This window comes from Lysobacter arenosi (assembly GCF_016613475.2).
In the GTDB taxonomy this organism is placed as follows: domain Bacteria; phylum Pseudomonadota; class Gammaproteobacteria; order Xanthomonadales; family Xanthomonadaceae; genus Lysobacter_J; species Lysobacter_J arenosi.
The window spans coordinates 536,918-548,732 of sequence record NZ_CP071517.1 but is presented as its reverse complement, the minus strand read 5'-3'; the positions used below and the strand labels follow the sequence as shown (position 1 = coordinate 548,732).

At 66.6% G+C, this 11,815-nt stretch carries 9 protein-coding genes and 2 tRNA genes; 3 read left to right on the top strand and 8 right to left on the bottom strand.

All coding sequences use genetic code 11. From position 1 onward, the window contains the following. Window positions 1-358: 358 nt before the first annotated feature. Window positions 359-1,039, top strand: a complete 681-nt coding sequence (locus HIV01_RS02720; RefSeq protein WP_200604830.1) for a J domain-containing protein — start codon at window positions 359-361, stop codon at window positions 1,037-1,039. Between the two features lie 13 nt (window positions 1,040-1,052). Here the strand turns inward: HIV01_RS02720 and HIV01_RS02715 are convergent, their stop codons facing one another. Both HIV01_RS02715 and HIV01_RS02710 read right to left on the bottom strand, forming a co-directional pair. Next, complete coding sequence (locus tag HIV01_RS02715; protein ID WP_200604829.1) at window positions 1,053-2,447, bottom strand: TIGR03013 family XrtA/PEP-CTERM system glycosyltransferase; 1,395 nt, start codon at window positions 2,445-2,447, stop codon at window positions 1,053-1,055. A gap of 195 nt (window positions 2,448-2,642) precedes the next feature. Then, entirely contained in the window at window positions 2,643-3,431 is a 789-nt protein-coding gene (locus HIV01_RS02710; protein WP_200604825.1) for a 4'-phosphopantetheinyl transferase family protein, read from the bottom strand. Window positions 3,432-3,886: 455 nt separating this feature from the next. Between HIV01_RS02710 and tviB the strand changes: the two genes are divergently transcribed. Both tviB and HIV01_RS02700 read left to right on the top strand, forming a co-directional pair. Then, window positions 3,887-5,155, top strand: coding sequence for a Vi polysaccharide biosynthesis UDP-N-acetylglucosamine C-6 dehydrogenase TviB (gene tviB, locus HIV01_RS02705; protein WP_245156964.1), 1,269 nt, complete (start codon window positions 3,887-3,889; stop codon window positions 5,153-5,155). 52 nt (window positions 5,156-5,207) lie between these two features. Beyond that, complete coding sequence (locus HIV01_RS02700; RefSeq protein ID WP_200604817.1) at window positions 5,208-6,248, top strand: NAD-dependent epimerase; 1,041 nt, start codon at window positions 5,208-5,210, stop codon at window positions 6,246-6,248. Window positions 6,249-6,400: 152 nt separating this feature from the next. Here the strand turns inward: HIV01_RS02700 and HIV01_RS02695 are convergent. From HIV01_RS02695 to recA, 6 genes are all read right to left on the bottom strand, one after another. Continuing rightward, window positions 6,401-6,477 (bottom strand) — tRNA-Arg (locus HIV01_RS02695). 231 nt (window positions 6,478-6,708) lie between these two features. Beyond that, window positions 6,709-6,801: transfer RNA gene (locus HIV01_RS02690), tRNA-Ser, on the bottom strand. Window positions 6,802-6,885: 84 nt separating this feature from the next. After that, window positions 6,886-7,089: a carbon storage regulator CsrA gene (csrA, locus tag HIV01_RS02685; RefSeq protein ID WP_200604816.1), complete on the bottom strand. Its 204-nt coding sequence runs from the start codon at window positions 7,087-7,089 to the stop codon at window positions 6,886-6,888. 137 nt (window positions 7,090-7,226) lie between these two features. Next, entirely contained in the window at window positions 7,227-9,875 is a 2,649-nt protein-coding gene (alaS, locus tag HIV01_RS02680) for an alanine--tRNA ligase (RefSeq protein WP_200604814.1), read from the bottom strand. A 229-nt stretch (window positions 9,876-10,104) separates the two neighbouring features. After that, on the bottom strand, window positions 10,105-10,656 hold the full coding sequence (gene recX / locus HIV01_RS02675) for a recombination regulator RecX (RefSeq protein WP_200604813.1): 552 nt from the start codon (window positions 10,654-10,656) through the stop codon (window positions 10,105-10,107). A gap of 28 nt (window positions 10,657-10,684) precedes the next feature. Then, complete coding sequence (recA, locus tag HIV01_RS02670) at window positions 10,685-11,725, bottom strand: recombinase RecA (protein ID WP_200604811.1); 1,041 nt, start codon at window positions 11,723-11,725, stop codon at window positions 10,685-10,687. Window positions 11,726-11,815 lie beyond the last annotated feature (90 nt).

The following is an 11,815-nucleotide window of genomic DNA, read 5'->3' as shown; positions in this document are numbered from 1 at the left end:
GCAACGAACGCTTCCTGCGCCGCCGATAGCCATCACGGAAAAATCCAACACGAGCGGCCGACGGCTTGGTTGCGTCATCCGCGCCTGCGCCATATCGATTCGGATCAGCAGGTGGGTGGAAGGGCCGCGGCCAGGCATCGAGTGTTGTTTGCCGCCACGGGCGGCGCATCGGCGCGTATTTCCGCCCCCGGACGACACCCGCTCCGACTCCCTGTCCCGCATGACGCGTTCTGGTGGAAACGCAGACACCCACCGGTCCTTCCGCCCCAATCACCTCTTCCAACGGTTCGCGCCGCTTTCAGCGGCCATGCAACGGAAGAAAACAAAGGCTAGGATTAGCCTGACCCGGGGGGCTTCCATGAGTCAGGACTTCGCGCTCTTGTACTACCAGCTCGGCCTGGAGCCGGGCTGCAGTCTCGAAGACCTCAAGCGCGCCTACCGCGTGCGTGTCGGCGAACTTCACCCCGACCGGCACCTGGACAAGCCTGCATCGAGCGACGCGCACCTGGCGCTGACCGAGCTCACTGCCCTCTACTCCAAGGCCATCCGTTTCCATCGCATCCACGGACGCCTGCCCGGCGCCGCGCCCAAGGTCACGGTCCACGCCGCACGCGGCTTCGAAGCTGCCGCACCAGCTGCCGGCCCACGAACCGCAACCCAAGCCGTCCGCGTGTCGCAAAACCGCAACACACCGGCACTGGCGACGATCACGGTGCTGGCGCTGATCGTGATCATGGTCGCCCTGCACTGGTCGGAGACCCAGGTGGCCAAGAAGGCCGAAGAAAACCTCCAGGCCCAGCAGCAGAGCGTGCGCACCGCCGGCACCGACCAACCAACCCTCGAACTGGGCATGGAAGAGGCCGCGGTCATCTCCATCCAGGGCGCACCGGTGCTGGTCCAGGACGACGTGTGGAATTACGGCTCGTCCTGGGTGCGCTTCGAGGAAGGGCACCTGGTGGACTGGAGCAGCGTGCCGCCGAACCGGCTGATGACGCTGACGCCCAGGCCGGTGCAGGAAGCCGAAGAAGAAGCCCGCTAGCCGGCTGCCGCCGTCAGCGGGCGCCGCGCTGGAACAGCACCACCTCGACCGTCTGCAGCAGGATGATCAGGTCGAATGCCAGGCCGTGGTTCTTGACGTAGAACAGGTCGAACTTGAGCTTCTCCTCGGCGTCGCGCACCGATGCCCCGTAGGGATACCGCAACTGCGCCCAGCCGGTCAGCCCCGGCTTCACGCAGTGGCGCACGGCGTAGTAGCGGATCTCGCGGCTGAGCATGTCGACGAACTGCGGGCGCTCGGGCCTGGGCCCGACGATGCTCATCTCGCCGCGCAGGATGTTGAACAGCTGCGGCAGCTCATCGAGCCGGACCAGGCGGATGAAGCGCCCGACACGGGTGGTGCGGTCATCGCCGGTCTGCGCCCAGCGCGCGACGCCGTCGGTCTCGGCATCCACGCGCATGCTGCGGAACTTGATCAGCTCGAACGGCCGGCCACCCTCGCCGATCCGCGTCTGCTGGTACAGGATGGGGCCGGGCGACTCCAGGCGGATGCACAGCGCCACCAGCGCCATGAGCGGCCAGGTGACCATCAGCAGCGCGCTGGCGGCCAGCACATCGAAGAAGCGCTTGTTCATGCAGCGCGAGGTCGAGTGGTCGAAGCCGCCGGAGAACACCAGCCACGATGGATCGACCAGGTTGGTGGTGACGATGCCGGCTTCGCGTTCGAAGAACGTCGACAGGTCGGTCATGGTCACGCCCCGTTGCACGCAGGCCAGCATCTCGTCCATCGGCAGGCCACCACGCCGCTCGTCCGGAGCCACCACCACCTCGCTGATCTGCAAGCGATGCGTCAGTTCGGCCAGTCCGTCGACAGGCGACACCAGCAGGTTGGCGGGCACCGCGGCCTCCTGCCCCGGAATCGGCACATAACCGACTAGGGTGAAGGCACGGCGGTCACTGTTGCGGCGCAGGCGGTTGTTGATCAGGTTGGCGTTGTGGCCGGCACCAAGCACCAGCACACGGCGTCGGAACAGGTCGCCGGCGAACACCTGCAGCACACCCAGGCGCAGCAGCGCCATGCCGGCCAGTGCCAGGACCAGGGCAATGACGATCACGCCGCGACCGATGTAGGCCGCAGGCACCAGGTAGTAAAGCACCATCAGTCCGATGCCGCCGATGGCGAACGAGACCAGCATCCGCAGCGCGAACTCGAAGCGATTCAGGCGCACATGCACTTCGTACAAGCCCAGTGCCGCCATCGACGTGGTCACGAACAACGCCACCATGAAGGCCCTGACGGCGAGGTTCTCGGAGAATATTTCGTGGCCTTCCGGGTCGTTCATGAAACGCAGCCACGCCGCGCCAGCCACCGCCGCCATCACCAGCAACAGTTCCAGCACCCAGATGAGCGTCAGCGCCCGGTTCTTGAGACTTGCCTTGCCGAAGACCATGAAACCGCACTCCCGCGGGGGGCATGCAAGACCCGATCAGTGCGGGCTGCATGCGGTTGACGCACACGCTGCGTGGGGGCTCCAGGGCATCGGATGCCGAGGGAACCGTGCATTGCGTCGGGGGGTGTGGGCCGATTGGTCACGATGGCTTTGCCATCGACCTGGCCGTCGTTGCCTATCCCCCCAACGGCGAACTCACGACACGTACAACGCCGGCTCGGCGACCACCCGGCCACCGACCGGTCGCAACCAGACGCCTTCGATCACCGCATCCACCGGCGCAGCCACGGCGGCGGTCCAGCGCGCACCGATCTCGAGCATCGACAGCCGCACCGGACCGGCGTTGTCGGCGGTTGACGCGGTCAACGGCAGGACCGCACCGTCGGCCGCAACAAAAGCGGTCATTTCCCGCTCCAGGCCGATGCCTTCGGCCTTGAGCAATGCTTCCTTGCGCACCCACAACGCCAGCAGCTCACGGCTGTAGAGCGGCTCGCGCAGTCCGGCGAGCTGGCTCGCCTCGATCGCGTGGCAGACGCTGGTCGAGACCTGCGGCAGTTCGCTCGCGCGCAGCGATGGTTCGATGTCGATGCCCACCGGCCCCATCGCACAGACGGCGAAGGCGGCCACGCCGTCGGCGTGGCTGAGGCTGGTGTGCAAAGCCATTCCGGGCAGGCACGGGCATCCGCGCTCATCGCGCGACAGCGGGACGTCGGCCGCGGAGATTCCAAGCACGCCCGACAGCACCATCCGGTGCAGCGCGTAGGCGATGGTCAATGCCTCGCGGTCGGCGGGCACGCGCCGATGCAGCACGCGCGTGCGTTCAGCCGGATCCAGCAGGGACCAGGCTTCTTCCAGCCATGATTGCCACGCCTCGAGTTCGGCGAATGCAACCACGCACGACCGCGCCCGCGAGGGCCGCAGGTCCGGCGCGTCGGGCATGGCGCCTGGCACGCCGAGCGGACGTACGGGCACGATCAGCGTCATCTGACAGCCCCTGTCATTCCAGCAACCCCTGCCATCACTTCCCCCTGCCCGGCCTTGCGCCAGCTGCTTGTCGCTACGACTACCCTCAACGCGGGAGCGCACGCGCTCAGGCCAAGGCGGACGGCAGCGGCGGTCCGCAGTGCTCGCGCACCCCGTTCGCGTCCTGTTTGGGCGCCGCCGCGCGTTATCTGCTGCGAGGCCGGGCATCACCACCGTGATGTCGCCTCCCCGAGGGGCCACCATGCGCGAACACCAGTACTGCCATCCGTCCACGCCCTCGCGCGGCGCGTGCCGCGGCGACGCCTGAGCACCAGGACGTCATCGACATGGACACCACCGAATTCGAGGGCGCGCAGGTTCATGGCGTGAGCCGTGAAGGGCGCGGCGCCGATGGCCGCACGGCTGCGCACGGCGCAAGCACGGCACCTGCCCCGGCGCCTTCATCCCCGACGTCGCTGCAGACCGTCAAGGTCGGCGTGGTTGGACTGGGCTACGTCGGACTGCCATTGGCGGTCGCGTTCGCAAAGTATTTCGACACGGTCGGCTTCGACATCAACGCCGCCCGCGTCGAGGAGCTGCGCCAGGGCAAGGACAGCACGCTGGAAGTCGATCCGGCCGAGCTGGCCGCGGCGCCGCGCTTGCGCTGCAGCTGCGAGCTGTCGGAGCTGCGCGAGTGCAATGTCTACATCGTCACCGTGCCAACTCCCATCGACGCCGCCAAGCGCCCGAACCTCGGCCCGCTCGCGCGCGCCAGCGAAACTCTCGGCAAGGTGCTCAAGCACGGCGATGTGGTCGTCTACGAATCCACCGTCTATCCGGGTTGCACCGAGGAAGTCTGCGTGCCGATCCTGGAGCGCTCGTCGGGCCTGGTGTTCAACCGCGACTTCTTCGTCGGCTACAGCCCTGAGCGGATCAACCCCGGTGACAAGGACCACCGCCTGACCTCGATCCTCAAGATCACCTCCGGGTCGACGCCGCAGGTCGCCGACTTCGTCGACCAGCTCTACGGCTCGATCATCGAGGCCGGCACGCACAAGGCCAGTTCGCTGAAGGTCGCCGAAGCGGCCAAGGTGATCGAGAACACCCAGCGCGATCTCAACATCGCCCTGATCAACGACCTGGCGATCCTGTTCAACAAGCTCGGCATCGACACCCTGGAAGTACTGCAGGCGGCCGGCACCAAGTGGAACTTCCTGCCGTTCCGGCCGGGCCTGGTCGGCGGCCACTGCATCGGCGTCGATCCCTACTACCTGACCCACAAGGCGCAGGAGATCGGCCACCACCCGGACGTGATCCTCGCCGGCCGCCGCACCAACGACGGCATGGGCGCCTACATCGCCAGTGAAGTCGTGCGGCTGATGGTGCGCAAGGGCATCAACCCGGTGCAGGCGCGGATCCTGATCCTGGGCCTGGCGTTCAAGGAGAACTGCCCGGACCTTCGCAACACCCGCGTGGTCGACATCGTCCACGCGCTGCGTGGCTACAACGCCAATGTCGACGTGCACGACCCCTGGGTCGCGGCCGACGAAGCCGCAGCCGAGTACGGCATCACCACGATCGACGCGCCTGCAGCCGGCGAGTACGACGCGGTAATCGTCGCCGTCGCCCATCGCCAGTTCGCCGAACTCGGCGCGCCTGGCGTGAGGGCACTCGGCAAGCCCGTGTCGGTGCTCTACGACGTCAAGTACGTGCTGCCGCGCGATGCGGTCGACGGCCGGCTGTGATGCTGCGTTCTTACCAAAACCATTCGCTTCCCACTTTCGGAGATCCCCTGCGATGAAGGTCCTCGTTACCGGCACGGCTGGATTCATCGGCTCGCATGTCGCATTGGAACTGCTGCGACGCGGTGACGAAGTGGTGGGCTTCGACAACCTCAACAACTACTACGACGTCGGCCTGAAGAAGGCGCGACTCGCGCGCTTCCTCGGCCATCCCCGCTACACGCACCTGCATGCCGACCTGGCCGACCGCGACGCCGTCGAGGCCGCATTCGAGCGCCACCGCCCGCAGCGCGTGGTGCACCTGGCCGCGCAGGCCGGCGTGCGTTATGCGGCGGAGAACCCGCACGTCTACGTCAGCAGCAATGTCACCGGTTTCCTGCACATGCTGGAGGGCTGTCGTCGCCATGGCAGCGAGCACCTGGTGTTCGCCTCGACCAGTTCGGTGTACGGCGCCAACACGGCGATGCCTTTCTCCGAGCACCAGCCCAGCGAGCATCCGCTGACGCTGTACGCGGCCACCAAGAAGGCCAACGAACAGATGGCGCACAGCTACGCGCATCTGTACGGAATCCCGAGCACGGGCCTGCGCTTCTTCACCGTTTACGGCCCGTGGGGTCGTCCGGACATGGCGCTGTTCCTGTTCACCAAGGCCATCCTCGCCGGCGAACCGGTGCCGGTGTTCAACCATGGCCGGCACAAGCGCAGCTTCACCTACATCGACGACATCGTCGCCGGCGTGGTGCGCGCACTCGATCGGGTGCCGACGAAAGATGATGCCTGGCGCGGTGAATCGCCGGACCCGGCCAGCAGTGGCGTCGCCCCGTACCGGCTGTACAACATCGGCAGCCGCGAAAGCGTGGAACTGCTGCGCTACATCGAAGTGCTGGAGCAATGCCTGGGACGCAAGGCGACCCTGCAGATGCTTCCGTTGCAGGCAGGCGACGTGCCGTCGACCGAAGCCGATTGCAGCGACCTCGCCCACGACATGGGCTACAGCCCGCAGTTCACCGTCGAGGAAGGCGTGGAGAACTTCGTGCGCTGGTATCGCGACTACTACCACCTCGGCGCGGCAGTGCCGGCCAGGCAGTACGCGTAAAAGTCGCCGTCATCCCGGCGAATGCCAGGATCCATTTGCTGTTGCTTGCGAACTTCTGACCCAAAGCAAAAGGGCCGATGGTTTCCCATCGGCCGCATCTGGCCCAAAGCAAAAGGGCCGATGGTTTCCCATCGGCCCTTCGCTTTCTTGTGTGGCGCGCCCGGAGAGATTCGAACTCCCGACCACCAAGTTCGTAGCCTGGTGCTCTATCCAGCTGAGCTACGGGCGCTGAGTTGAAAAATTATGACGGCTCGTTTTCGATTCGTCAAACATTTTTCGAACATTTCCCTGTCGATTGACTCACCGCAATGGCGAGGATCTTCAGGTTCCGCAAAACCCCCGAAGGTGTCTTGCGGTTGGCGAAATCCGCGGCTCCGCGCATCGCATGGAAGCAACCATGTCGACGCGTTCTCAGGGGTGCATTGCACGTCCTGCGGAACCCGGGTCTCGCCGGTGGAACTGGCGGAGACTGAGGGATTCGAACCCTCGATGGAGCTTTTGACCCCATACTCCCTTAGCAGGGGAGCCCCTTCGGCCTCTCGGGCAAGTCTCCGCGAAAAACTCCGACCCAAGACAGCTCGGATCGGCGCGGGCGCAAAGCATAACGGCTCGCCCCGCGCACGGCAAACAATTTATGTCAGCCGTCGGTGTTCTTGCCCGCATCGTCAGCGGGCTCTTCGCCGCGCTGGATTCGCTGGTAGATCTCTTCGCGGTGCACAGCGACATCTTTCGGTGCAGTAATTCCGATACGCACCTGGTTGCCCTTGACGCCGAGCACGGTGACAGTCACCGAGTCGCCGATCATCAGGGTCTCACCGACGCGACGCGTCAGGATCAGCATCTAACATCTCCTATGACCGGCAGATCCACCGCCGGCAAATGGGCGCTCCCGGGAGCGCCTCCAGTTCTGTACACAAACGTGAACCATCTTAGCGGCCGGTCAAACGTGATCGCAACCGCAGAAGGTCACTATCTCGTTCAGCTAAGCTTGACTTCGACCCAACCGGCGACGCCAGCCAGTGCCTGGACCAGCGCCGGGCCATCATCGCCGCCGCCCTGGGCCATGTCGGCGCGACCACCGCCCTTGCCGTTGATCTGACTGGCCACATGCGCCAGTAGTTCCCCGGCCTTGACCCTGCCGGCCGCGGCACCGTTGACGCCGGCGACCAGGGCCGCCTTGCCGTCGCTGGTACCGGCCAGCACGATCACGCTGTCGCCGAGCTGCTGCTTGAGGCGATCGACCGCATCGCGCAGTGCCTTGGCGTCGAAGCCCTCCAGACGCGTGGCCACGACCTTGACCGCACCGACCTGCGCTGCCGAAGCGCCCAGGTCGGAGGTCGCGCCGGAAGCGGCCTTGGCCTTGATCGACTCGAGCTCGCGCTCGAGCTTCTTCTGCCGATCGAGCAGGCTGCGCAGCTTGTCGGCGATATCCGCCGCGTTGCCGCCCAGCAGGCTGGCCGCTTCGTCGAGGCGACGCTCTTCCTCGGCGACGAAGTCCAGCGCGCCCTGCCCCGTCAGCGCCTCGATGCGACGCACGCCGGCGGAGACACCGCCCTCGGAAACAATCTTGAACAGACCAATGTCGCCGGTGCGTGACACGTGCGTGCCACCGCACAGCTCGGTGGAGGTATCGCCCATGCGCAGTACGCGCACTTCATCGCCGTACTTCTCGCCGAACAGAGCCATCGCGCCGAAATCCAGCGCTTCCTGCATGCCCATGTGGTGCACTTCGGCGGCGTGGTTGCGGCGCACTTCGGCGTTCACGCGACGCTCGATCTCGGCCAGGTCGCTGGCACTGACCGGGGCGAAATGGGCGAAGTCGAAACGCAGGCGATCGGGTGCGACCAGCGAACCCTTCTGGGTGACATGGTCGCCCAGCACGCTGCGCAGTGCCGAATGCAGCAGGTGCGTCGCCGAGTGGTTGAGCACCGTTGCGGCACGACGCACCGCATCGACGCTGGCGCGGACGCGATCGCCGCGCTTGAGCGAACCGCTGGCGAGGTTGCCGACATGGCCATGGAACTGGCCGGCGAACTTCTGCGTATCACGGACGGCAAAGCGTGCCGCGCCGGCTTCGAGGTCGCCGGTGTCGCCGACCTGGCCGCCGCTTTCGGCGTAGAACGGCGTGCGATCGAGGATCACCACCGCATCGTCGCCGGCGTCGATCTGGTCGACCGGGCGGCCGTCCTTGAGCAGGGCCAGCACTTGCAGGTCGTCGGCGCCGAGTTCGTCGTAACCCAGGAAGCGGGTCGGCGAGAGCTGCGCGGCGAGCTCGGCCGGCATCGTGGTGGCGTTGCCGAACTTGCCGGCCTCGCGCGCCTTGCGGCGCTGCTCTTCCATCGACTGGTCGAAGCCGGCCATGTCGACCGACAGACCGCGCTCGCGCGCGATGTCGGCGGTCAGGTCGACCGGGAATCCGTAGGTGTCATAGAGGCGGAACGCGTCGGCGCCAGGGATCATCCCCGTGGAGCGCGAAGCCACTTCGTCGAAGATGCGCATGCCCGAGTCGAGCGTTTCGGCGAAGCGCTCTTCCTCGGCCAGCAGGGCGCGCTCGACGAACTCGCGCTTGGCGGTGAGTTCCGGATAGGCATCACCCATCACTTCGACCAGCGGCGCGACCATGCGGCTGAAGAACGGGCCCTTCTGGCCCAGCATCCAGCCGTGGCGCAGGGCGCGACGGATGATCCGGCGCAGCACGTAGCCGCGGCCTTCGTTGCTCGGCAGCACGCCGTCGACGATCAGGAACGAACACGCGCGGATGTGATCGGCGATCACGCGCAGCGACTTGTTGCCAAGGTCGGCCGTCGAGGTGAACTCGGCGGCCTTGGCGATCAGGTGGCGGAACAGGTCGATCTCGTAGTTGCCATGCACGCCCTGCAGCACGGCGGCCAGGCGCTCCAGGCCCATGCCCGTGTCGACACACGGCGCCGGCAGCGGCACCAAGGTGCCGTCGGGCTGGCGGTCGAACTGCATGAAGACCAGGTTCCAGATCTCGATGAAACGGTCGCCGTCCTCGTCCGGCGAGCCGGGCGGACCACCGGCGATGTGGTCGCCGTGGTCGTAGAAGATTTCCGTGCACGGACCGCAGGGACCGGTGTCGGCCATCTGCCAGAAATTGTCCGAAGCGTACGGCGCGCCCTTGTTGTCGCCGATGCGGACGATGCGCTCGGCCGGGATGCCCATCTTCTGGTTCCAGATGGCATAGGCCTCGTCATCGGTGTGGTAGACCGTGACCAGCAGGCGCTCGGCCGGCAGCTTCCAGACCTTGGTCAGCAGCTCCCAGGCCCACGCGATCGCGTCTTCCTTGAAGTAGTCGCCGAACGACCAGTTGCCCAGCATCTCGAAGAAGGTGTGGTGGCGGGCGGTGTAGCCGACCTGGTCGAGGTCGTTGTGCTTGCCGCCGGCCCGAAGGCAGCGCTGCACGTCGGCCGCGCGCACGTAGCCGGGCTTCTCGCTGCCGAGGAAGACGTTCTTGAACTGGACCATTCCCGAGTTCGTGAACAGCAACGTCGGATCGTTGGCCGGCACCAGCGGCGCCGACGGAACGATCGTGTGGCCCTTGCCACGGAAGAATTCGAGGAAATCGCTGCGGATTTCGCTGGTGCTGATGTGATGCGGGTTCTTCATGCGTGCGCGCGGAGTCTGTGACGGGACCGGACTGGGCGGACCGGCCCATGCCCCTCACGATGGGGACGTCGACAGGAGCAGGCAACCCAGGACCCGAAAGCCGGTTAGGTTAACAGGACCGCGCCGGCTCTGCGCGAAGGCCAGACCGCCCCGGACCTCGCGGGAGCGAGCTTGCTCGCGATCCGGCGGACCGCCCCAGCGCCCCATCGCGAGCAAGCTCGCTCCAACGTCAGTCGTCCGGGTCGTACCGGGTCGCGGCGCGCACGCTGGCGCCATCGAAACCCCGTCGCATCAGGAAATCCGCGGCCTTGCGCCGCAGGTTCAATTCTTCGGTCACTCCGGGACCGAACCGGCGCTGGACCAGCTCACGGGCGTTCTCGGCCCAGTCGCCCTCGTAGGTCTCCATCGCCCGGGCGACGGCCTCGCGGTCGAGCCCGTGGGTGGCCAGCTCGGCGCGGATCCGGACCGGCCCGTAGCCACTGCCGGCACGGCTGCGGACCAGGCTTTCGGCGAAGCGCTTGTCGTCCTGCCACCCCTCGCCCGCCAGGCGGCCAACGGCCGCCTCGACGTCGCCGGCATCCAGGCCGCGCGAAGTCAGTTTGCGGCTCAGCTCCTTGCGGGAATGCTCGCGCCGGGCCAGCAGGCCCAGCGCCCGCTGCAACGGCGTCTGCTCCGGCCGTCCACGGCGCCGGGCCGGGCCGGCAGCAGCGCCGGCACCGTCGCGGTCGTCGCTTCCGGAACCGCCACCGGGCGGGTCATCGTCCAGCAAGTCGCCGTGCATCGCCGCCTACCTTTCCCTTGCGGTCCGCTCAGTCGTCGGCGACGGCATCGTCGCCGTCTTCGTCACGCTTGGCATCGGTGGCCACGAACTTCTCGCGCAGCGCTGCTTCCAGGCGCTTGGCGACCTCGGGGTTGTCCTTGAGGTACTGGCGGGCATTCTCCTTGCCCTGGCCGATGCGCTCGTCGTACGCGCTGTACCAGGCGCCCGACTTCTCGACCAGCTTGGCGTCCACGCCCATGTCGATCAGCTCGCCTTCGCGCGAGATGCCCTCGCCGTACAGGATCTCGGTGACGACCTGCTTGAACGGAGGCGCCAGCTTGTTCTTGACCACCTTGATGCGGGTCTGGTTGCCGATGATCTCGTCGCCCTTCTTGATCGCGCCGATGCGGCGGATGTCGAGGCGCACGGAGGCGTAGAACTTGAGCGCATTGCCGCCGGTGGTGGTTTCCGGGCTCTGGCCCGGCATCATCACGCCGATCTTCATGCGCAGCTGGTTGATGAAGATCACCATGCAGTTGGAGCGCTTGATGTTGCCGGTCAGCTTGCGCAGTGCCTGGCTCATCAGGCGGGCCTGCAGGCCCGGCAGCTGGTCGCCCATCTCGCCTTCGATTTCGGCACGCGGGGTCAGCGCGGCGACCGAGTCGACCACGACCATGTCGACCGCGCCCGAACGCACCAGCATGTCGGCGATTTCCAGGGCCTGCTCGCCGGTGTCGGGCTGGCTGACCAGCAGGTCGTCGACGTTGACGCCGAGCTTGGAGGCGTAGGTCGGGTCGAGCGCGTGCTCGGCGTCGACGAAGGCCGCGGTGCCGCCCAGCTTCTGGCACTCGGCGATGGTCTGCAGGGTCAGCGTGGTCTTGCCCGAGGACTCGGGACCGTAGATCTCGACGACGCGGCCCTTGGGCAGGCCGCCGATACCCAGGGCGATGTCGAGCATCAGCGAGCCGGTGCCGATGACCTCGGCCGGCTCCGCCACGCGGTCACCCATGCGCATCACCGAGCCCTTGCCGAACTGCTTCTCGATCTGGCCCAGGGCGGCCGAAAGGGCGCGCTTCTTGTTCTCGTCCATCGTGGAGTCCTTGAGGTCGTGTTGGTCGTATTGCCGGGATGACGGCATTCGTGTCGGGGACAACTTAGGCTTGGCAGGTCGCACGGACTG